The sequence below is a fragment of the Microvirga makkahensis genome, from assembly GCF_009830105.1.
In the GTDB taxonomy this organism is placed as follows: domain Bacteria; phylum Pseudomonadota; class Alphaproteobacteria; order Rhizobiales; family Beijerinckiaceae; genus Microvirga; species Microvirga makkahensis.
Map to the genome: position 1 here is coordinate 1 of NZ_WURB01000006.1, position 22,137 is coordinate 22,137.

20 protein-coding genes are annotated in these 22,137 nt (G+C 65.2%); 10 read left to right on the top strand and 10 right to left on the bottom strand.

Translation table 11 applies throughout. The features are described from left to right. The 4 genes from GR328_RS27975 to GR328_RS27275 form a co-directional block, all read left to right on the top strand. Nucleotides 1-156 (top strand): DNA translocase FtsK (locus tag GR328_RS27975; protein WP_160884412.1); only part of this gene is annotated, 156 nt, incomplete at its 5' end. 96 nt (nt 157-252) lie between these two features. Further along, the gene (locus tag GR328_RS10110; RefSeq protein WP_246215797.1) at nt 253-1,182 is read left to right on the top strand and encodes an outer-membrane lipoprotein carrier protein LolA; all 930 of its coding nucleotides are present in this window, start codon (nt 253-255) and stop codon (nt 1,180-1,182) included. A gap of 111 nt (nt 1,183-1,293) precedes the next feature. Then, entirely contained in the window at nt 1,294-2,109 is an 816-nt protein-coding gene (xth, locus tag GR328_RS10115) for an exodeoxyribonuclease III (protein ID WP_160884413.1), read from the top strand. Nucleotides 2,110-2,250: 141 nt separating this feature from the next. Beyond that, the gene (locus tag GR328_RS27275) at nt 2,251-4,332 is read left to right on the top strand and encodes a methyl-accepting chemotaxis protein (RefSeq protein ID WP_246215798.1); all 2,082 of its coding nucleotides are present in this window, start codon (nt 2,251-2,253) and stop codon (nt 4,330-4,332) included. 100 nt (nt 4,333-4,432) lie between these two features. Here GR328_RS27275 and GR328_RS10125 read toward each other — a convergent pair whose 3' ends face one another. Both GR328_RS10125 and GR328_RS10130 read right to left on the bottom strand, forming a co-directional pair. Beyond that, nucleotides 4,433-4,924 (bottom strand): cyclic nucleotide-binding domain-containing protein, encoded by a 492-nt coding sequence (locus GR328_RS10125; protein WP_160884414.1) that lies wholly within the window; start codon nt 4,922-4,924, stop codon nt 4,433-4,435. Nucleotides 4,925-4,930: 6 nt separating this feature from the next. Then, nucleotides 4,931-5,617, bottom strand: a complete 687-nt coding sequence (locus GR328_RS10130) for a response regulator transcription factor (protein WP_160884415.1) — start codon at nt 5,615-5,617, stop codon at nt 4,931-4,933. Between the two features lie 219 nt (nt 5,618-5,836). Here GR328_RS10130 and GR328_RS10135 point away from each other — a divergent pair, with 219 nt between their 5' ends. Next, nucleotides 5,837-6,370 carry a L,D-transpeptidase family protein gene (locus tag GR328_RS10135; protein WP_160884416.1) on the top strand — a complete coding sequence of 178 codons (534 nt, stop codon included), beginning with the start codon at nt 5,837-5,839 and terminating at the stop codon, nt 6,368-6,370. A 40-nt stretch (nt 6,371-6,410) separates the two neighbouring features. Here GR328_RS10135 and GR328_RS10140 read toward each other — a convergent pair whose 3' ends face one another. Next, nucleotides 6,411-7,370 carry a DNA-methyltransferase gene (locus GR328_RS10140; RefSeq protein WP_160884639.1) on the bottom strand — a complete coding sequence of 320 codons (960 nt, stop codon included), beginning with the start codon at nt 7,368-7,370 and terminating at the stop codon, nt 6,411-6,413. Nucleotides 7,371-7,386: 16 nt separating this feature from the next. Then, nucleotides 7,387-8,070, bottom strand: a complete 684-nt coding sequence (locus GR328_RS10145) for a YggS family pyridoxal phosphate-dependent enzyme (protein ID WP_160884417.1) — start codon at nt 8,068-8,070, stop codon at nt 7,387-7,389. Between the two features lie 197 nt (nt 8,071-8,267). On the opposite strand from GR328_RS10145, the gene leuS reads away from it, so the two are divergent. The 4 genes from leuS (at nt 8,268) to GR328_RS27980 (ending at nt 13,019) form a co-directional block, all read left to right on the top strand. Next, on the top strand, nt 8,268-10,892 hold the full coding sequence (leuS, locus tag GR328_RS10150; protein ID WP_160884418.1) for a leucine--tRNA ligase: 2,625 nt from the start codon (nt 8,268-8,270) through the stop codon (nt 10,890-10,892). Further along, a complete protein-coding gene (locus GR328_RS10155; protein ID WP_160884419.1) occupies nt 10,879-11,427 on the top strand; it encodes an LPS assembly lipoprotein LptE in 549 nt (182 codons plus the stop codon). Before leuS ends, GR328_RS10155 begins: the two co-directional genes overlap by 14 nt. Before the next feature lie 2 nt (nt 11,428-11,429). Beyond that, nucleotides 11,430-12,449, top strand: coding sequence for a DNA polymerase III subunit delta (gene holA / locus GR328_RS10160; RefSeq protein WP_160884420.1), 1,020 nt, complete (start codon nt 11,430-11,432; stop codon nt 12,447-12,449). A gap of 435 nt (nt 12,450-12,884) precedes the next feature. Further along, the gene (locus GR328_RS27980) at nt 12,885-13,019 is read left to right on the top strand and encodes a hypothetical protein (protein WP_281351937.1); all 135 of its coding nucleotides are present in this window, start codon (nt 12,885-12,887) and stop codon (nt 13,017-13,019) included. 570 nt (nt 13,020-13,589) lie between these two features. Here the strand turns inward: GR328_RS27980 and GR328_RS10165 are convergent. From GR328_RS10165 to mnmE, 5 genes are all read right to left on the bottom strand, one after another. Beyond that, on the bottom strand, nt 13,590-14,468 hold the full coding sequence (locus GR328_RS10165) for a ParB/RepB/Spo0J family partition protein (RefSeq protein WP_160884421.1): 879 nt from the start codon (nt 14,466-14,468) through the stop codon (nt 13,590-13,592). Nucleotides 14,469-14,485: 17 nt separating this feature from the next. Beyond that, a complete protein-coding gene (locus tag GR328_RS10170) occupies nt 14,486-15,325 on the bottom strand; it encodes a ParA family protein (protein WP_160884422.1) in 840 nt (279 codons plus the stop codon). Beyond that, entirely contained in the window at nt 15,322-15,948 is a 627-nt protein-coding gene (gene rsmG, locus GR328_RS10175; RefSeq protein ID WP_160884423.1) for a 16S rRNA (guanine(527)-N(7))-methyltransferase RsmG, read from the bottom strand. The genes GR328_RS10170 and rsmG overlap by 4 nt, the downstream gene beginning before the upstream one ends. Next, nucleotides 15,945-17,822, bottom strand: a complete 1,878-nt coding sequence (gene mnmG, locus GR328_RS10180) for a tRNA uridine-5-carboxymethylaminomethyl(34) synthesis enzyme MnmG (RefSeq protein WP_160884640.1) — start codon at nt 17,820-17,822, stop codon at nt 15,945-15,947. Before mnmG ends, rsmG begins: the two co-directional genes overlap by 4 nt. Before the next feature lie 227 nt (nt 17,823-18,049). Continuing rightward, complete coding sequence (gene mnmE, locus GR328_RS10185; RefSeq protein WP_160884424.1) at nt 18,050-19,360, bottom strand: tRNA uridine-5-carboxymethylaminomethyl(34) synthesis GTPase MnmE; 1,311 nt, start codon at nt 19,358-19,360, stop codon at nt 18,050-18,052. A 140-nt stretch (nt 19,361-19,500) separates the two neighbouring features. On the opposite strand from mnmE, the gene GR328_RS10190 reads away from it, so the two are divergent. Continuing rightward, nucleotides 19,501-21,519 (top strand): thioredoxin domain-containing protein, encoded by a 2,019-nt coding sequence (locus GR328_RS10190; RefSeq protein ID WP_160884425.1) that lies wholly within the window; start codon nt 19,501-19,503, stop codon nt 21,517-21,519. 13 nt (nt 21,520-21,532) lie between these two features. Here GR328_RS10190 and GR328_RS10195 read toward each other — a convergent pair whose 3' ends face one another. Further along, complete coding sequence (locus GR328_RS10195; protein WP_160884426.1) at nt 21,533-22,042, bottom strand: Lrp/AsnC family transcriptional regulator; 510 nt, start codon at nt 22,040-22,042, stop codon at nt 21,533-21,535. Nucleotides 22,043-22,137: the final 95 nt, after the last annotated feature.

Here is a 22,137-nt window from a genome sequence, read left to right on the forward strand (position 1 = left end):
GCGTCGACCTCCTACATCCAACGGCGCCTGCAGATCGGCTACAACCGCGCCGCCTCCCTGATGGAGCGCATGGAGCAGGAGGGCATCGTCGGACCCGCCAACCATGCCGGCAAGCGCGAGATCCTGCTTGAAAGTCCGCATGGGGGAGAAGATTAACCTAGCACGGGAACCTTGGCCGCAGCCCTGCGTCATTCTAGAGCGCTGTGCAAAAGCCCAGCTGCGGTCATAGTGGTTCCTGGAAGGATGGTTCGGATGCGCCCTGTCAGCCCTGCCGGTCTGGTGTTTCTGGCGTCCGCTCTTGCGGGCCCGCTGCCGGTTGCCGCCCAGGTGCTGCCCATGGAGATGATCCTGCCACCCCGGTACCCGATCACACAGGGATTTGCGGCCTCCGTTACGTTCCTTTCGACCTCGTCCTTCCGTCAGGCCCCTGTGACCGCTCCGGCCGATGGAGCCGCACGGCCTGCTCGGCCCGTCGTCAGGCCCGTAAACGCCGAGCAGATGCTGGTGGCCACAGCGCCCCTGCCTCCGGCCCGTCCGGCCTCCGCCGCATTCCAGGCGCCGGAAGCGGAACCGATCGATATCGCGCCCCAGCCCATCGTAACCGCCTCGATGGGCCCGGTCGGCCAGGGCCAGCCCCTGCCGAACAGCGCGATCGTGGAGCGGGCCAACGCCTATTTCACCCGTCTCGACACGCTTGTCGCCGATTTCACGCAGGTCGGTGGCGACGGGCGGCGGACAGGCGGCACGCTCTATCTCCAGCGTCCGGGCAAGGTGCGTTTCGAATATGATCCTCCAGCCACTCTTGAAGTGATTGCCGACGGGCGCTCCGTGGCCGTGCGGGACCGCAAGCTCGCCACGCAGGACCTCTATTCGATCTCGCAGACGCCGTTGAAATTCCTGCTGCGCGAGCGGGTCAATCTCGGCCAAGACATCAAGATCACCGGCATCAGCAGCGAACCGAACGCGGTGCGGATCAACCTGGAGGACACGACCACCCTGGGCGGCACCTCCCGGATCACCCTGTTCTTCGATCCCGAAGTGCAGGATCTCAGCCAGTGGCGGATCGTGGATGCCCAAGGCTTCCAGACGATGGTGGTGTTGAACCAGGTCCAGAAGGGCCGCCGGATCGACCAGGACCTGTTCCGGATCCAGTACGAGGAAATCCGGGGCGACCACAGGTAGCCCTTTCCGGTCCCCGGTCCAATCACGGCCTCGTGCCGTGCGCCCGCGGCCCTTCCCTCCGGCGGGAATCTGTCGTAGCCCGGAACGGTCTTTTCGAGGGGGCTCATTTCCGTGAAACTCACCGTCTCCACCTGGAACATCAATTCCGTACGTCTGCGCATCGACCAGGTCGCCCGCTTCCTGAAGGAGCGGCGCCCCGATATCCTGTGCCTGCAGGAGACCAAGTGCCCGAACGACAAGCTGCCCCTGAAGGAGCTGCAATCCTTCGGCTATCCCTTCGTCGTCCATATGGGCCAGAAGGGCTATAACGGAGTGGCGATCCTTTCGCGCTACCCGTTTTCGGAAACGGGCGTAATGGAGATGTGCGACCGTCAGGACGCACGCCACATCACGGTAACCCTGAGCCCGCAGGCCAAGGCCGCCTCCGGCATCACGATCCATAATTTCTACGTGCCTGCGGGCGGCGACATTCCCGACCCGGAGGTGAACGAGAAATTCCGCCACAAGCTCGATTTTCTCAGCCAGATGCGTGCCTGGGGCGCGAAGGCGAAACCCACCTCCGGCCCCGCGATCCTCGTGGGCGACCTCAACGTCGCGCCGCTCGAGCACGACGTGTGGAGCCACAAGCAGCTCCTCGACGTGGTCAGTCATACGCCCGTCGAGACGGCGGCCCTGGAGGAGCTTCGCCAGGAGGCGGGCTGGATCGACGCCATGCGGCACCTGCGGCCCGAGCCCGAAAAGATCTATTCCTGGTGGAGCTACCGCTCTCCCGACTGGGCCGCCGCCGACAAGGGCCGCAGGCTCGACCACATCTGGATTTCGGACGCGCTGAAGGACTCGCTGCGGTCTGTCGACGTCACCCGCGACACCCGCGCCTGGGAGCGCCCCTCCGACCACGCGCCGGTGACGATGGAGCTGGAGCTTTAGGACCGCTCCCGATCTGCGGCCGATCTCCGTTCCCGGACGCGACCTCGTGAAACAGGAGACACACAGCTCCCCACAAGCCAGGCACAAGCCAGGAGGCGTAGAGGCGAGGAGACTCAACTCGCCATGCCTTGGGGGCACCGAATGGTATTCAAACTGCGTTCGATCAAGAGCCGGGTCCTGCTGCTTGCGGGGGCAGGCTTCATAAGCGCCTGCACGATCCTGACCTTTGCGGGCACCCAGATCATGATGAGCTCGGGGCGCAACGAAGCCATCGTGACGGCGAAGACGCTGCTCAACCAGTACAAGGGGCTCGTGCAGGCGGAGATCGGCCGGGCCATTTCGGCCGCGGCGCTCACGAGGTCGACCGCGGAAGCCATGGTATACGACTACAAGGTGGAGCGCGGCGAGCTCGCGGAGATCCTCGCGCGGGCCGTGGAGGGACAGCCAGAACTCATCGGCATGACCATGGCGTTCGAACCCGACGCTATGGACAGGCAGGACAAGAACTTCCTGGCGGATCCCTATTCGGACCCGAGCGGCCGATTCAGCCCCTATTTCTACTGGACGAAGGACAAGAAGGTCACGGTCGAGCCGATCAACCTGACCACCAAGCCGGAGGAGATCGCGAACTGGTACACGAAGCCTCTTCGGGACAACCGCGATCAGATCGTTCCGGCCTACAAATACCAGGTGAACGGCGAGGATGTTCTGCTGTCGACCGTGAGCGCCGTCATCCGTCGCGACAACGTGCCTGTCGGCATTGTCACCGCCGACACGGACCTTGAGACGATCTCGCGGGCGATCGGCGCGCTCAAGCCGTTCGACAAAGGCACCGTGAGCCTGATCGGTGCGGGAGGCCTGTGGATCGCCAACACGGATGCGCAGCTTCTCGGAAAGCCGTCCGACGACAAAGTCATCGCCGAGCTCGCGGCCAAGGCCAAGGATTCACCGTCCGGCTATGCCGACGCCATGATCGATGATGTCTCGGGCGACGAGATCTACCGCGCCGTTGTTACGGTCGCTTTCCCCGGGATCGAGGAACAGTGGCTCCTGGCCATCTCGGTTCCCGCCGACGCGATGATCGCCAATGTGATCGAAGCGCGCAATCTGATGCTGCTGATTGCCGTCGGCCTCCTCGCCCTGGCCCTGGCGGGCGCCTGGTGGGCGGCCCGCTCGCTCGCCACGCCGATCATGCGCATGACGGCCACGATGAAGACCCTGGCCCGGGGCGAGACGAATGTCGAGGTCACCGACACCGGCCGCATCGACGAGATCGGCGCGATGGCCAGCGCGGTGCAGGTCTTCAAGGAAGCCCTGATCGCGAAACGTCAGGCCGACGTGGACGCCGCCGCCGAGGCGGACGCGAAGATGCGCCGCGCGCAGATGCTCGATCAGCTCACCAAGCAGTTTGAGGCCAATGTGTCCGTGCTCACCGGCAGCCTCTCGGCTGCGGCCACCCAGATGGAATCCACGGCTCAGTCGATGACCTCCGTGGCCGACCAAACCACGAACCAATCGGTGAGCGTCGCCTCCGCCGCCGCGCAGACGTCCGCGAATGTGCAGACCGTGGCCGCTGCGACGGAGGAGCTGTCGATTTCCATCCGCGAGATCGCCGAACAGGTCGGCCAGTCCTCTCGCATCGCGGAGCAGGCGGTCACGGATGCGCAGCGCACCAACGAAACCGTGCAGACGCTCGCGGCTTCCGCCGAGCGCATCGGCGACGTGGTGCAGCTGATCAACAACATCGCCTCGCAGACGAATCTGCTGGCCCTTAACGCCACGATCGAAGCGGCCCGCGCGGGCGAGGCCGGCAAGGGCTTCGCCGTGGTGGCGTCCGAGGTGAAGCACCTCGCCACCCAGACCTCCAAAGCCACGGAGGAGATCTCGGCCCAGATCGCCTCCGTGCAGCAGGCGACCGCCGAGGCCGTGCAGGCGATCCACACCATCGCCCGCACGATCGGCGAGATGTCGCAGATCTCGGTCTCGATCGCCGCGGCCATGGAGGAACAGGGTGCGGCCACGGCCGAGATCTCCCGCAATGTGCAGGAGGCCGCGCGCGGCACGGAGGCCGTGACCGGCAACATCAACGAGGTGCGTCAGGGCGCAGGCGAAACCGGCTTGGCGGCATCGCAGGTTCTGGCCTCGGCGCAGGAACTGGCGCGCCACTCGGAAACGCTCAGCCGCGAGGTCGGCTCGTTCCTCTCGGGGGTGAAGGCGGCGTAAGGCCCGGAGCATCTGCCCCGAAGCGGGCACGTTCCCTTCGGGTTGATCCGGCGGGTGCCCATCGCGTGGCGCACCAGGCCGCGTGACAGGCCCGGAAGCCTCACTCCTCCGGAGGACGGGCCGGGCTCTCCTCGCCATCGATGGCGATGAGCTGCTGGCGCACCCGCTCCAGACCCTGCGTCAGGCGGGCGAGCTCCTCGGCCATGGCCTGCTGCATGGCGGCGGCGGCGGAGGGAAACTCCTCCAGCACCCGGCGCATGAGGCTCGGCGTCACCCGGATGATGGTGGAGGCTTCCCTCGCCGTCGCCGTGGCTGGCCGGGCGATGCGCGTGAAAAGGGCCGCCTGGCCGATCAGGGATCCCGGACCGGCCACGAAGGCTGCCGGTGAGCCGTCCTCGCTGGCATCGAGCGCGATGGCGCCGCGGCTCACCACATAGCCCCCGTCCGAGGGGGTGCCCTTGCGGAACAGCACGTCGCCCGCGCGGAGATTGCGGGTTTCCGAGGCGAAGGCGACGAGGCGCAGGGCGTCGCGCTCCAGCAGGTTGAACAGGGGAGCCTGAGCGAGGGCAGCAATGTCGTCGTCGAGGGCCATGGGTCCTTAAGGGATCAGCTTGTACCCGCCGGGCTCGGTGACGAGGATGCGGGCGTTGGAGGGATCGGCCTCGATCTTCTGGCGCAGCCGGTAGATATGCGTTTCCAGCGTGTGGGTGGTCACGTTGGAATTGTAGCCCCAGACCTCGGTGAGCAGAGTCTCGCGGCTCACCACCGCCCGGCCGGCGCGGTAGAGATAGCGCAGGATCGCGGTTTCCTTCTCCGTCAGCTTGAGCTTGGAACCCTTCTCGCTGGTGAGGAGCTTCGAGCCCGGGCGGAAGGTGTAGGGCCCGATCTGGAACACCGCGTCCTCGCTCGCCTCGTATTGGCGCAGCTGCGCCCGGATGCGGGCAAGCAGCACGGCCAATTTGAAAGGCTTTACCACATAATCGTTGGCGCCCGCCTCCAGGCCCATCACGGTGTCGTTGTCCGACCCCTGCCCCGTGAGCATGATGATCGGGCTGCGGAAGCCGTTCTGGCGCATGATCCGCACCGCCTCGCGTCCGTCCATGTCGGGCAGGCCCACATCCATGATGGCAAGATCGATGCGGTCGCCCTTGACCGCGTCGATCGCGGCGGCGGCCGTGTCCACGGTGGAGACCTGGAACTCCTCATGGAGGCCCAGCTGCTCGGCCAGGGTGTCGCGCAGGTCCTGATCGTCGTCCACGACGAGAAGGCGGCTGGCATTCGACATCTCAAACCCTTCACACGATGAACGGCAAAAAGCCCCGAGGCGGCTTCCAGGAGCAGGATCGAGGCCCGCTCCCGTTCTTCAGACATGATCGTCAAGTCGAAGGGCCGCCCTTTCGCGGCCCTGCCGAGGTCGGGTTTCCCGCTTTCGGATCACGCTCGTTGCTTTAGAGTAGTCATTCCCAGCTTGACAACAAGGGGCAGGGTCTGCCCTTCCACGGCTATGAAGCGAACCAGCGTTCATGTCATCCGCGTCCGCCGCTCCCCGCTCGACCGCCGCCGCGGATGGCTGACGGCCGGCAATCTCACCCTGCCCTGTGCCCTCGGACGCTCCGGCACGACCCGCGCCAAGCGGGAAGGCGACGGCGCCTCGCCGGTCGGACGCTTTCGCCTGCTGCAGGCCTTCTACCGGGCGGATCACGGGCCTCGTCCCCGCACGGGCCTGAAGCTGAACCCCATCCGCCCTCGCGACGGCTGGTCGGACGACGTCCGCGACCGCCGCTACAACCGGCCCGTGCCGCTTCCCTGCCCCACGAGCCACGAAAAGATGTGGCGGGACGACCATCTCTACGACGTGGTGATCGACATTGCCTGGAACCGGGGGCCGATCAGACGGGGCCGTGGCAGCGCCATCTTCCTCCACCTGGCCCGACCGGGTTTCCTGCCGACCGAGGGATGCGTGGCGGTGGAGCCCCGCATGATCCGGCGCCTCCTGGAGCGGATCGGGCCCCGGACGATGATCGAGATCGTGGGGTGAGCACAAGCGCCCCAGGGAATCGGGGGCGCCCGTACCGACCCTACCCTTCCCCGGAAGGAGGGGAGTGGCGTGTCTCCCTCAACCGCTTTCGGGCGATCGCCACATAGGCCGCCTGAGCCTCGAAGCCGATGAAGCGTCGGTTGAGATGTTTCGCTGCCACCAGGGTCGTGCCGCTGCCGCAGAAGGGATCGAGCACGATCTGGCCTTCCTGGGTGGTGAGTTCAATCAGCGCCTGCATCAGGCGGACGGGCTTCTGCGTCGGGTGTAGGCCGCCCTCCTTCGGCAGGAAGCCGAGATCGAGCACGTTCCCGGGTTCGGGCACGTATTTCAGCAGCGCATCCTGATTGTACGCGCCGATGCCGTGAACGAGCACGTTGTCGGCAAGCGTCGCGCCGATCCTATAGGGCTTGGTGAGCCAGAGGACCGGTTCGAAGGTCGGGCGCAGATTGCCGACGCGCCAGCCGTCCCAGGCCTTCGCGGCCGCCGCATCGCCGCGCCGCTCGTAGACCGCGCTCAGGCGCTGCGCCCGATGGGGCGCGCGCTCGCGCATCCAGGCGAGCATGTCCTTGTAGGAAAAGCCCGAATCCTCCATCGCCGCGATGCAGCGATGCGCGAGGCGGCGGCCCGCGAAGACGAGCGCTGAGCCCCCGGGTTTCAGCACCCGCAGCCATTCGGGCGACCAGGTGAGGCACCATTCGTAGTATTCGCGTGGAATGGCGCGGTCGGCTTCCGACCAGCCGTTGATGGGCTTGCCGCGTTTCTTGAACACGGCCCCTGCCCTCGCCTGCGCGGGGCTCGCGCCGAGATAGGCGGAATTGGTGTTCGTGTGCAGCACGTCCCAATCCTCGATTCCGATGCCGTAGGGGATGTCGCTCAGGATCAGGTGCACGCTCTCGGAGGGCAGAGACCTGACGAGCGCGACCGAGTCGCCAGCGAACACATCGTCGAGCGGCGAGAGACGTTCTTCCTCCGGAGGGAGGTGCTGGGCTGTTGTCTCCATCACGAAAAGCGGCTTCTCACGCGGTGGGCTTGGAGCGCGTCCCGAAGATGGCACTTCCCACGCGCACATGCGTCGCGCCGAGCTGGATCGCCGCGTCGAAATCCGCGCTCATACCCATGGAGAGAACCTTCAGGCCATGGCGCTTGGCGATGGTGTTGAGGAGCGCGAAATGGGGCGACGGCGGGTTCTCGGCCGGGGGAATGCACATCAGGCCGTCAATCCCGAGGCCGTATGTGGCGCGGCAGGCCTCCAGGAAGGCGTCCACCTCGCCGGGCGCGATGCCGCCCTTCTGCGGCTCCTCGCCCGTATTCACCTGAACGAGCAGGCGGGGCTTCTTGCTCTGGCGGGCGATTTCCTTGGCGAGCGCCTGGGCGAGCGAGGGCCTGTCGAGGGTATGGATCACGTCGAAGAGCTCCACCGCCTCCCTGGCCTTGTTGGACTGGAGCGGGCCGATCATGTGAAGCTCCACATCCGGGTAGCGGCTGCGCAGCTCGGGCCACTTGGCCTTGGCCTCCTGGACATAGTTTTCGCCGAAAACCCGCTGGCCGGCGGCCAGAACCGGTTCGATGGCCTCAGCCGGAAAAGTCTTGGAGACGGCGACCAGCGTGATGCCGGAAGGGTCGCGGTCGTAATCCGCCGCGGCGCGGCGGATGGCCTCCCGCACCTCTCTCAGGTTTTCGACCGCATCGTTCTCGCTCATGGACGTCCTCTAAGCTTTAGCTGGTTCCCTGCGCCGATTTCCCCTCCTCTTTGCGGGGAGGGAACCCGTGGCGGAGCAAAACTTGACCGACTCTTGCGTGCGAAACCGTTGACCGCGCGGGTGAGCTGTGTCCTAGTCCGCCCCACCATGGCGGCGCAAGCCGCTTGAATCTCGAACCGACGGATGACTTACGAAAAATGAGGCCCGAGCGCTACAACGCCAAGGAAGCCGAGCTGAAATGGCGGAAGGTCTGGAACGACCGCAACCTGTTCAAGACCAGCAACGACGACCCGCGTCCGAAATATTACGTGCTTGAGATGTTCCCCTATCCGTCCGGGCGCATCCATATGGGTCACGTGCGCAACTACACCATGGGCGACGTGGTAGCGCGCTACAAGCGGGCCAAGGGCTTCAACGTGCTCCACCCGATGGGCTGGGACGCCTTCGGCATGCCGGCGGAGAACGCCGCCATGCAGAACAAGGTCCATCCCAAGGAATGGACCTACGCCAACATCGCCACCATGCGCGCCCAGCTGCAGAGCATGGGCCTGTCCCTGGATTGGAGCCGCGAGATCGCCACCTGCGATCCGAGCTACTACAAGCACCAGCAGCGCATGTTCCTCGATTTTCTCGAGGCCGGCCTCGTCGACCGCAAGACCGCCAAGGTGAACTGGGACCCGGTGGATCGCACCGTTCTGGCCAACGAGCAGGTGATCGACGGCCGCGGCTGGCGCTCCGGCGCGCTCGTGGAGAGCCGCGAGCTGACCCAGTGGTTCCTCAAGATCACCGATTTCGCACAGGATCTCGACGACAGGCTCGATACCCTCGACCGCTGGCCGGAAAAGGTGCGCCTGATGCAGCGCAACTGGATCGGCCGCTCCGAAGGCCTGCTGGTCCGCTTCGCCCTGAAGCCGGAGACCGCCCCCAACGGCGAGAGCGAGCTCGAGATCTACACCACGCGGCCCGACACCCTCTTCGGCGCCAAGTTCATGGCGGTCGCCCCCGACCACCCGTTGGCGAAGGCCGCCGCCGCGAAGAACCCGGAGCTTGCCGCCTTCATCAAGGAAACCAAGCGCATCGGCACCGCGCAGGAAGCCATCGAGAAGGCGGAAAAGCTCGGCTTCGATACGGGCGTGCGCGCCGTGCATCCGTTCGACCCGGACTGGACGCTGCCCGTCTACGTAGCGAACTTCATCCTGATGGAATACGGCACGGGCGCGATCTTCGGCTGTCCGGCGCATGACCAGCGCGACCTGGATTTCGTCAACAAATACGGCCTGGGCAACACGCCGGTCGTCTGCCCGCCGGACCAGGACCCGGCCAGCTTCGTCATCACCGATACGGCTTATGACGGGGAGGGCCGGATGATCAATTCCCGCTTCCTCGACGGCATGACCATTGCCGAGGCGAAGGAAGAGGTCGCCAAGCGCCTCGAAAAGGAGACGCGCAACAACCGTCCGGTGGGCGAGCGCAAGGTGAATTTCCGCCTGCGCGACTGGGGCATCTCGCGCCAGCGCTACTGGGGCTGCCCTATCCCGATCATCCATTGCGATGAATGCGGCGTGGTGCCCGTGCCGAAGGACCAGTTGCCTGTCGTGCTGCCGGAGGACGTGTCCTTCGACGTGCCGGGCAACCCGCTCGACCGCCACCCGACATGGACGCATGTGGATTGCCCGAAATGCGGCAAGGCGGCTCGGCGCGAGACGGACACCATGGACACCTTCGTCGATTCGTCCTGGTACTTCGCCCGCTTCACGGATCCGACCCTCGAGGACAAGCCGACGGATCGCACTACGGTCGATTCCTGGCTCCCGGTGGACCAATATATCGGCGGCATCGAGCACGCGATCCTGCACCTGCTCTATTCGCGCTTCTTCACCCGCGCGATGAAGAAGACGGGACACGCGGGTCTCGACGAGCCCTTCGCCGGCCTGTTCACCCAGGGCATGGTGGTGCACGAGACCTACAAGGACGCGAGCGGCGCCTGGGTGCTGCCGGGCGATGTGCGTTTCGAGACGGAAGGCGGCGTGCGCAAGGCCTTCCATGTGGAGACCGGAGCGCCGGTCGAGATCGGCTCCATCGAAAAGATGTCGAAGTCGAAGAAGAACACGGTCGACCCGGACGAGATCATCGGTTCCTACGGCGCCGACACGGCCCGCTGGTTCATGCTCTCCGACTCGCCGCCCGAACGCGACGTGATCTGGACCGAGGAGGGCGTGCAGGGAGCAGGCCGTTTCGTGCAGCGCGTGTGGCGTCTCATCGGCGAGATCGCGGAGCGCATGAGCGACGGCGCTGACGGCGCTCAATCCGAGGGCCCTATCGGCCTTGCCGTCCGTAAGGCGGCGCACAAGGCGCTCGCCGCCGTGGAGGAGGACGTGGAGCGCCTGCGCTTCAACCGCTGCGTCGCACATCTCTACGAACTCGCCAACAGCCTTCAGGATCTGTCGAACCAGGCCAAGACCGCCGATGAGCCCGGCCTCTCCGCCGCTTTCGCGGAGGCGGGCCGCATCTTCGTGCAGCTGCTCGCCCCCATGATGCCGCACCTGGCGGAGGAATGCTGGGAGTCGCTCGGCCAGCCCGGTCTCGTGACCGATACGCCCTGGCCGATGCTCGACCGTTCGCTGCTGGTGGAGGACACGATCACCCTGCCCGTCCAGGTCAACGGCAAGAAGCGCGCCGACGTGACCGTGACGCGCGATGCGGATCAGGCGGCCATCGAGGCGGCCGTGCTCTCGCTCGAAGCCGTGCAAAAGGCTATGGAAGGAAAGCCTGCCCGCAAGATCATCGTCGTTCCGCAGAGGATCGTGAATGTCGTCGCTTAATCTGAAGAGCCTCCCCCGCATCGCTCGCGTGGCGGGCCTCACGGTTGGTCTGTCCCTTGGCCTGTCCGCCTGCTTCAAGCCGCTCTACGGCCCGACGGCCTCCGGCGAATCGCTCCAGACGGTCCTGGCATCCATCGACGTGCCCGAAGTCAAATGGCCCGACAGCCAGGCGGCGATGGGCCACTACCTGCGCAGCGAGCTGATCTACGCCCTGAATGGCTCCGGCTCGAGCACGCCCAAGCGCTATGTGCTGAAACTGGCGCTTGCCCGCTCGCTCACTACGCCGATCGTCGATACAGAGACGGGACGCGCGAGCTCGGCCATCGTGGGCGGGACGCTCAATTACACGCTGACGAGCCTCGACGGCACGAAGGTCTACACCCGGGGATCGGCCACATCCTCGACGTCCTATGATCGCTACCAGCAGCGTTTCGCCACCGTCCGCGCGGCTCGCGACGCGGAAATCAGGCTCGCTAAGGTTCTTGCGGAGCAGGTGAAGACCCGTTTAGCGGCGACGCTCTCCGCCGGGATCTGACGATGGTTGCCGTTAAGGCAGGTGACGTGGAAGGGGCGCTACGTCGGCCCGATCCGCGCATCGGCGTCTACCTGTTCTACGGTCCCGACATGGGGCTCATCAACGAACGCGCCCGCGCCGTCGCGGAACGCTCGGTGGACGACCCGTCGGATCCCTTCCAGCTCATCCGCATCGATGGCGACGATATTGCCTCCGACCCTGCCCGCCTCGCGGACGAGGCCGGCACCATGGGCCTGTTCGGCGGCAAGCGCGCCATCTGGGTGAAATCCACGTCGCGCAACATCGCCCCCGCCGTCGATGCCGTGCTCAAGGGCGCGTTGCAGGACACGGTGATCGTCATCGAGGGCGGTGATCTGCAGAAATCCTCCCCCTTGCGCACCCTGTGCGAGCGCTCGCAGAAGGCCCTCGCCCTGCCCTGCTATGCGGATACCGGCCGCGATCTCGGCGCCGTGGTGGACGAGACGCTGAAAAGCCATGGCTTCTCGATCGGCCGCGAGGCCCGCGCGGCCCTGATCGCGAGCCTCGGGGGCGATCGTCTGGCGACCCGGGGCGAACTGTCGAAACTCATGCTCTATGCGCATGGGAAGCGCGAGATCACGCTCGAGGACATCGATGCGATCATGAGCGACGTCTCGAGCCTTGCCATGGACGCCGTCGTCGACGCCGCTTTCGGCGGAGAGGGCACGAGCCTCGAGATCGGCTCACGCAGGCTTGCGGCGGAGGGTGTTCATGCCTCCGTGCTTCTGGGCGCGGCCCTTCGCCATGCGCTGATGCTGCTCACCGCCCGCCTCAATGTGGAGGAAGGACGGCCGATTTCGGCGGTGATGGAAACCTTGCGCAGCCTGCATTTCCGGCGCAAGCCGCTGGTCGAGCGCCACCTCCAGCGCTGGACGAGCGAGAGCCTGAAGGCCGTCATTGCGGTCCTCCAGACGAGCCTCCTCGACACCCGCCGCCTGTCCCTCCTCGACGATACGATCGCGGCCAGGACCCTGCTCGACATCGCACGTATGGCGCGACGGTAGCGCGGTGCACGGATATCCGTATGCCGCTCCCGGCTAGAGACCGGAATGGCGGGGGCATCCCGAACGTGTCCCTCCTCGGACTTTCCTCGAAGGCTGTCGGCGATCTCCCCGACCGAAAGACGCCGGAGTATCGGCCGTGAAAAGCGGACTTGCACTTTTTACGCGAATCCGATGCTCACCACAGGGAGAGCGCATCGTTCGGTGCGATCCGAAGAGCCACGTGTGTGAAAGACCGGATCCTGTTTTCCGCACGATGCGCTAGCTCGGCAGCGGCTCCCCGGCCCTCTCACGTCGGTTATCGGGCGCTCGAACCGGAAGCACCTCGCTCCGGCGCCCCGGGAAACTGCGCGCAGGCTCTTTCAACACCATGGCGCTGGGTGCGCTGCGAACGCATACGCCTGAGGATGTCGACATCTCGCTCTATGGGGTGTCTGAATGCTCCCGCATTTCAGTCTCGACATCGAGACGAGTGCACTGCCTGAGTCCTTCGCGGAGCTGCGGCAGCAGGTAGCGGCGGACGGGCTGGTGATTGCCTGTTCCGGATACGCGCACGGGATCCGGGACGTTTAGGAACGCTCTCGACTGGCCTGCCGGCGTGCCGGATTTTCCCGGCAAGCCGGTGATGCCCATCAACACCTCGCCCCGTCCGCGCATGCGCAGGCCGCTTTGCGCAAAGTACTTCCCACCATGTCCGCGCGACTCGTGCCGGAGGCGGAAGTGGCAGTGTCATCCCGGAACCGCAGCATCGACGAACCGGAGATCATCGCGGCGCCGCAGCTCCACGGTTCACGACCGCACCTGATGGTGCCTGAGCCATGGCGATCCGATGCCTGGCCCCCTCCCCGCATCATCCTTTGTCATTCCCGTTCCCGGAGTTGATCCGGGCATCAGTCCCTGGAGATCCGCGTGAGGATCCACTTCTTGATGGCGCTACGGTTCCCGAAGGCACGGAAGGCCGGATCAGGTCCGGCCATGACGCGCGATGATAACGGGAAAGTCGATCCGGGATCGGAGCGGAACAGAGCGCCGCGTTTCCTTTTTCTCTCTGCGGGGAGGAGCGCCCGTTTCACCGGAACGAGATCTCCGGCACAAGCCCGGTGATGACGAGGAACATCGGGATGCTGAAAATGAGGCGGCTCCCTACGGATTGAGTCTGCGGCAGAGCCCGTCGAGCTGCTCCAAGGTCTTGTAGCGGATACGCAATTCACCGCCATCGCCCTTGTGGTCGATGGTGACGGTGAGGCCCAGCACGTCCTGGAGGACGCGCTCCAGGGCGCGGGTGTCCGGGTCCTTCTCCACCTTGGACTTGGCGGACTTGGTTTCGAGCCTGGGCGGCTCGGCGCTTTCCGCTTGGGCAAGGGCCTCGACCTGACGCACGCTCATGCCCAGGTCGAGCACCTGCTTGGCAACGGTTACGGGATCCTTCACCGCCAGCAGCGCTCGGCCATGACCGGCGGAAAGCTTGCGCTCGACGAGAAGCTTCTTCACCGGATCGGGAAGATCGGTGAGACGCATCATATTGGCGATATGGCTGCGGCTCTTGCCGATGATCTTCGAGAGATTTTCCTGCGTGTAGGAGAACTCGGCCATCAGTCGGGCATAGCCTTCCGCCTCCTCGATCGGATTGAGGTCCGCACGCTGGACGTTCTCGAGAATGGCGTATTCGAGGGAGGTCTTGTCATCGATGTGGACGATGACCACCGGCACCTCGTGCAGGCCGGCCCTCTGCGAGGCGCGCCAGCGGCGCTCGCCGGCCACGATCTCATAGGCATCGCTCTTGTTCGGCACCGGCCGGACCACGATAGGCTGAATGATGCCGCGGTCCCTGATGGACTGAGTCAGCTCCTCGAGCTCCGAATCCTCGAACGCTTTCCGCGGATTACGAGGGTTGGGGCGCAGGAACTCGACAGGCACCTTCCTTGCGCCGCCCTTGCTGCTCTGGATGGTGCCGATTTCATCGCCAACCTCTCCGATCAGCGCAGCCAAGCCTCGGCCGAGCGACTTCATTTCTTTCGCCATAACTCTCTCAATTCTCGTTACGCGGCACGCAGGGCGCGCTCACGCTGAATGATTTCCGATGCTAAGCGGAGGTAAGCCTGAGATCCGGTGCACTTGATGTCGTAGAGCAGCACCGGCTTGCCGTGGGAGGGTGCTTCGGACACGCGCACGTTCCGGGGAATCATGGTTTCGTAGACCTTGTCGCCCATGAACTCCCGTACGTCGGCCACCACCTGCCCCGACAGATTATTGCGCGGGTCGAACATGGTGAGCACCACGCCGTGGATCGTCAGATCAGGGTTGAGCGCCGTACGAACCTGCTCCACCGTCTTGAGCAATTGGCTGAGACCCTCCAAAGCAAAGAATTCGCACTGAAGCGGGACCAGAACGGCGTCAGACGCCGTTAGAGCGTTGATGGTCAGGAGATTGAGCGAAGGCGGGCAATCGATCAGAATATAGGTAAAAGCTTCATTTACCTCATCCTCCGCCAAGCTGCGGATCGCCGCGCGCAGCCGGTGAGCGCGGTTCCGCTCGTTCGCGATCTCCAATTCGACTCCCAGCAGGTCGAGCGTCGAAGGTGCGAGCCAGAGTCCCGGCACCACCGTCTCCGTGATGCTTTCAGACAGCGAGGCTTCGCCGGCCAGAACGTGATAAGTCGAGACTGGACGGCTCTTGCGGTCAATGCCCAGGCCTGTCGAGGCATTGCCCTGGGGATCGAGGTCGATGATGAGCACCTTCTCCCCGATGGCGGCCAGGGCCGTGCCGAGATTGATGGCTGTCGTCGTCTTGCCGACGCCGCCCTTCTGGTTGGCGACCACGAGAACGCGCGGCTTCACACCACGCGCTCCGTCCTGGGCTTCGCTGAGGTCGGTCATCATGTCAGGCTCTCGATGGAGGTTATGCGAAGAATCCTGGCCTCGGAATCGGTGCGGCTCGGCAGGACATCTGCCTTGAATGTCCACCTTTTCAGGGCCTCGGTCAATTCGGACTCGGCATCACGCCCCTTTGGGAAGAGGCCGATTGTCCCCGCTTTCAACATAGGCTCTGTCCATTCCAGCAGCTGTGTCAGCGAAGCGAGTGCTCGGGCGGAGACCACGTCGGCTTTACCTACAAAACCGGGAATGACGGCCTCCAGCCGCGCTTCGTGCACGACGGCCGGCGCTCCAGTCAGGCGAGCGATCTGACGCAGAAAGGCGCATTTGCGAGAATTGCTCTCGACGAGGTGAACCGTCAGCCCCTTCTCCTGCCCCGCGATGGCGAGCACGAGCCCGGGGAATCCAGCGCCGGAGCCGAGATCGACCCAGGTTTTGGCCTCGGGAGCGAGGTCCAGAAGCTGGAGAGAATCGACGATGTGTCGGTCCCAGGTCCGGTCAAGCGTCGCCGGGCCCACCAAATTCTTGATAGCCTGCCAGCGCCGCAATTCGCGTTCCAGAAGCTCCAGCTTCTCTAGCGTTTCACGTGAAACATTCAGGTTGGCATGAGCCGAGGCGGGCGCAATCATGATGACACCGGCTCAGCGGTCCGTCCGGACCGGGACGTAGCCTTCTTCGCATGGGCAGCCAGGAGCGTGAGAGCCGCAGGGGTGATCCCCTCAATCCGCGCGGCCTGCCCCAGGGTCCTCGGCCGAACCAGCTCGAGCTTTGCCCTGATCTCGTTCGAGAGACCCGGAAGCCCGCGAAAATCCAGTGTCTCTTCAAGCACGATACCCTCGTCTCGCCGATAGGCGGCAATATCCGCCTGCTGCCGATCGAGATACACCGCGTAGGTGGCGTCGGTTTCGAGCCGCTCCCGCACTGGAGCCGACACCGAAGAGAGCTCCGGCCAAGTCTTGGCCAAGTCGTCCCAGCCAATCGCCGGATAGGACAGGAGCTGGTAGGCGGTGCGGCGGATGCCATCCTGGTTGAGGGTGAGGCCATGGCGCGCCGCTTCCTGTGGCGTGAGGCTCAGAGCCTGAAGCCGCTCGCGAATGGTGCGGATGTCCTCCTGCGTCTCACGGAAATGCGCCTCGCGCTTCGCGCCGATGCACCCGATCTCCAGGCCCTTTCCGGTGAGGCGCTCGTCCACATTATCGATCCGCAGGCTCAGCCGATATTCCGACCGGGAGGTGAACATCCGGTAGGGCTCACTCACACCGCGAGTGATCAGGTCGTCGATCAATACGCCGATATAGGATTCCGCCCGGTCGAAGACCATGTTCTCCTGCCCCGCCGCGCGACGGGCGGCGTTGATGCCCGCGACGAGGCCCTGGGCACCCGCCTCCTCGTAACCCGTGGTGCCATTGATCTGGCCTGCCAGGAAGAGCCCCCGCACCGCTTTGGTTTCGAGTCCTGCCGTCAGGTTCCGGGGGTCCACGTAATCGTACTCGATAGCATAGGCGGGCTGGAGCATCCGCACCTTTTCAAGGCCTGGAATATGCTTCAGAAATTCCAGTTGTACGTCCTCCGGCAGGGAGGTCGAGATGCCATTGGGATAGACCTTGATGTCGTCCAGGCCCTCCGGCTCCAGGAAGATCTGGTGCCCGTCGCGGTCTCCGAAGCGGACCACCTTGTCCTCGATGGAGGGGCAATAGCGCGGACCGGTACCCTGAATGTCGCCGGAATACATGGCGGAGCGGTGCAGATTGGCCCGGATCAAATCATGCACCTTGGCCGTCGTGCGGGTGATGCCGCATTCGATCTGAGGGGTCGTAATCCTGTCAGTCAGCAAGGAGAACGGCACCGGATCATCGTCCGCCGCCTGCTTGTCCACACCAGCCCAATCGATCGTACGACCGTCGAGGCGCGGCGGCGTGCCGGTCTTGAGCCGCCCCAGGGTGAAGCCGAGGCGGGCGAAGGTCCTCGGCAATCCGAGGGAGGGACGTTCCCCCATTCGGCCCGCCGGAATCTTCCTCTCGCCGATATGGATGAGCCCAGCCAGGAACGTCCCGGTGGTGATGACCACGGCGCCCGCCCTGAGCTGCCGCCCATCGCTCAGCAGAAGCCCGGTCACGCGTCCATCCTGCACGACCAGATCGTCCGCCTCCCCTTCCAGAATGGTGAGATTGTCGGTCTGGAGCAGCTCAGCCTGCATCGCGTGGGCATAAAGCTTCCGATCAGCCTGGGTGCGGGGTCCCCGCACGGCCGGACCCTTGCGGCGGTTCAGGAGCCGGAACTGGATGCCGGCGATGTCGGCGACACGGCCCATGACTCCATCGAGAGCGTCGATTTCACGGACGAGGTGACCCTTGCCGAGACCGCCGATGGCCGGGTTGCAGGACATGGCGCCAATGGTCGCGAGCTTGTGGGTCACCAAGGCGGTGCGTGCGCCCATGCGCGCCGAAGCGGCAGCCGCCTCTGCACCTGCATGGCCACCGCCGACCACGACCACGTCGAACATCCCGAGGGAAGAGATCTGACTCACGGAATTCTCCATGCCTGGGGTCTAGAACCTCGCGACGAAGAGGTCAAAAGGGCAAAATGTTCCACGTGAAACATTCGCGTCACGCACCGCTTCTTCACACGATTCCCACAGGCTGTGCAGAAAGGATTCACCACCATTCGGGCGATTCGTGAACAGCGCTTCGGCGAAATCGCACAGATTCGCGGGTCCGTTGAAGCGAGAGCCTATTTGCCGATGCAGAAGCTGGAAAACAGACGGTCCAGCACGTCCTCCACATCCACCCGGCCCGTGATCTCGCCGACCGCGCGGGAGGCGAGGCGCGCCTCCTCGGCGGCCAATTCGATCGGGCCGCCAGTCTCCAGCAGCGCCCTTCCCGCGGCGAGGGAATGGTGCGCCCGCTCCAGGGCCCGGCGATGCCGCTCCCGCGTGAGGAGGGCATCCCCCTGACCCAGAGCCGTCTCCGCCTCATGCTCAAGCGCGGTGATCAGGTCCGCGAGCCCCTCCCCTGTCGAGGCCGAGATCACAAGATCGCAGTCGTCGCGATCGCGGCTCACATCCGCCTTCGTGCCGACCCTCAGAAGCCGCCGGGCGGCAGGCGGGTCCGTCTCCTCGCCCTCGGGCGGAACAAGCCAGAGCACGAGATCCGCATCCTGAGCCCGGGCGCGGGCGCGGGAGACACCCTCCTGCTCGATGAGGTCTCCGCTTTCCCGCAGGCCTGCCGTATCCACGACGACGACCGGCAGGCCGCCCAGATCGCAATGGACCTCGATGACATCGCGGGTCGTTCCGGCAATGGGCGAGACGATGGCCACATCCCTTCGGGCCAGAGCGTTGAGCAAAGTGGATTTCCCGGCATTAGGAGGACCGGCCAGAACAACAGTGAAGCCCTCGCGCAGGCGTTCGCCGCTGCGGTTCGCAAGGGCCCGCCCGATCTCTACGTGCAGCCGATCGAGCCTCTGCAGGATATCAGCCTCCAGGTCCTCCGGCACGTCGCCCTCGTCGGAAAAATCGAGGCTCGCTTCAAGGAGGGCGAGCGCCTGAAGGATCTCCTCGCGCCAGCGCTCGGCCGTGTCGCCGAGGCGACCTTCGAGCTGGAGCATGGCCTGCCGCCGCTGGGCCTCGGTTTCCGCGTCGATCACATCGGCGAGACCTTCGACCTGGGACAGGTCCATCCGTCCATTGAGAAAGGCACGGCGAGTAAACTCCCCCGCCTCAGCCGGGCGGCAATCGGGGATAGTACCGAGAACCTTCAGCACCGCCGCCCGCGTGGCGAGGCCGCCATGAATGTGGAGCTCCGCCTGATCCTCGCCCGTGAAGCTGCGCGGCCCCGGCATCCAGAGAATCAGCGCCTGGTCGAGGGGCTCGCCGGAGCCGGGTTCCCGCAGGATCCGTACGGCCGCCCGGCGCGGCTCGGGCACGCTGCCGCCGAGCGTGTTGAGGATGGTCCAGCTCTGGGGCCCGCTGATCCGGACGATGCACACGGCCGCGCGTCCATGGCCGGAGGCGGTGGCGAAGATGGTGTCGTCCGAGCGCATGGGCATAAACCTTTTTGGACCTCTTCAGGGATCGGGCCATTATGATGATGAAAGCATCACGCAAGGCGGCGCAAGGACCGGTTCCGTCCGAAGCGATCGACCCGCCTCGCAGGAGCCGAACCCCCTCCGGAGCAGGATCCATGAACCGCCTCGCGCATGCCAGTTCACCCTATCTCCTGCAGCACAAGGACAATCCTGTCCATTGGTGGGAATGGGGAACGGACGCCCTGGCCGAGGCGAAGCGGCTCGACAGGCCCATCCTCATCTCCATCGGCTACGCCGCCTGCCATTGGTGTCACGTGATGGCCCACGAGAGTTTCGAGGACCCGGACGTGGCCGCCGTCATGAACGAGCTCTACGTGAACATCAAGGTCGACCGGGAGGAACGCCCCGACGTGGACCATGTCCATATGAGCGCCCTGCACCTGCTCGGCGAACAGGGCGGCTGGCCCCTCACCATGTTCCTGACTCCGGACGGGGAGCCATTCTGGGGCGGCACCTATTTTCCGAAGGAGCCGCGTTTCGGACGCCCCGGCTTCGTTCAGGTTCTCAGAGAAGTCAGCCGCCTCTATCACGCGGAGCCAGAGCGCATCCGCAAGAACCGGGATGCGCTGAAAGCACACCTGTCGAGGGGTGCCGAAACGGATGGCGGCGTGCTGGGGATTACCGATCTCGACCGCATGGGCCTGCGCCTCGCCGAGCTGTTCGACACCGAGCATGGCGGCCTCCAGGGCGCCCCGAAATTCCCCAATCCGACGATCCTCGAATATCTGTTCCGCTATGCCCGCCGCGCAGGGGACGGAGACGCGCGCCGGCGCTTCCTCCTCACGATGGAGCGGATGGCCCTCGGCGGCATCCGCGATCACCTCGGCGGAGGCTTCGCCCGCTACTCGGTGGACGAGCGCTGGCTCGTGCCGCATTTCGAGAAGATGCTCTACGACAACGCGCAGCTCCTGGAGCTCTATGCACTGGCCTATTCCGAAGCCGGCCGCGCTCTGTTCAAGGACACCGCGGAGGGGATCGTCACCTGGCTTGAACGGGAGATGGTGACGTCCGAGGGCGCCTTCGCCTCCAGCCTGGATGCGGATTCGGAAGGAGAGGAAGGCCGCTTCTATGTCTGGAGCCTCGCCGAGATCCGCGAGGCTCTGGGAGAGGAGGACGCCGCCTTCTTCGCCAAGGTCTACGACATCACGGAAGAGGGAAATTTCGAGGGTCGCAACATCCCGAACCGGCTGATCACCGGCGAGGCCCCTTTCGCCGTGGAAGAGCGGCTCGCGGGGATGCGGGAAAAGCTCCTTCAACGCAGATCGGCCCGCGTCAGGCCCGGTCTCGACGACAAGGTTCTGGCGGACTGGAACGGGCTGATGATCGCAAGCCTCGCCCGCGCCGCTCCCCTCCTCGGCCGGTGGGAATGGATCGGGCTCGCGGAGCGCGCCTATGGTTTCGTCCGGAAGGAGATGAGCCGCAGCGGACAGCTCGGGCATTCCTGGCGCGGCGGCTCCCTCATCTTCCCGGGCTTCGCACTCGATCACGCGGCCATGATGCGCGCGGCCCTCGCGCTCAACGAGGTGACGAGCGACGATTCCTATCTCCGTGATGCGGAAACCTGGCGCGATGTGCTGCTCACCGAATTCATGATCGAGGGAACCGGCTGCCTCGCCATGACGGCCCGCAGTGCCGACCCGCTCGTGGTGCGGCCGCAGCCCACCCATGACGATGCGGTGCCCAACGCGAACGGTGTGTTCGCGGAGGCACTCGTGCGGCTGGCTCAGCTGACGGAAAGCCAGGCCGATCACCGGCGCGCCGGCGATGTCCTCGCGCAGCTTCTCGGGGTGGCCCGCTCCTCCCCGCTCGGCCACACCTCGATCCTCAACGCCCTCGATCTCCACCTGAGGGGCCTGAGCATCCTCATCACGGGAAACGAGGCGGAAGCGCTTCACGGGGCGGCCCTGCGCGTGCCCTATCCCGACCGGAGCGTGCGGCTGCTCCGTCCCGGCGAAGCCCTTGACGAGAATCATCCGGCGAAAGCCCTCGCCTCCTCCAGTCCCGAGGCGCAGGCGCTCGTCTGCGCCGGCATGCGCTGTTCGCTTCCCGTCACCTCTCCCGAGGCTCTCTCGGGCCGGGTCGGAGAGATGATGGCGGGCGTCTCACCTGCCTGAAGAACCATCGTCCTCAGCGACCCGCCTTCCCTGCGCGCGCTTCCCGCTCAAGATGGGTGAGCGGCAAAGGCGCATCCGTCTTCACCTGAGTCAGAGCGAAGTTGGAGCGGATGTCGCCGATCATGGGCAGAGTCAGGAGCCTCTCTGTCAGCAGGCGCTCATAGGCTTTCAGATCTGCCACCACGATCTCCACGATGAAATCGGCGGTGCCGGAGACCATGTGGCAAGCCACCACTTCCGGCAGCGCGGTCAAGGCCTCCTGAAGCGCCATGGCATTCTCACGCGAATGCTTCTCCACCTTGATGTCCACGAAGACCGTCAAGCCGAGCCCGATCGATTCCCGGTCGAGGACGGCCCGATAGGTCCGGATGAATCCGTCGCGCTCCAGCCGGCGCACCCGCCGCAGGCACGGCGAAGGTGACAGGCCGACCTGATCGGCCAATTCCTGATTCGTGAGCCGTCCATCCGCCTGCAGGGCTCTCAGGATCCGCAAGTCGATGGGATCGAGACCGAAATCGGACATGAAATCACCGCTCCTGCAAATTGCGAGCAATAATCTGCCAATAGATGAGCACGATCGGGCCGAACTTCGCAAGGACATGCCTCGTCCTGGCAGGA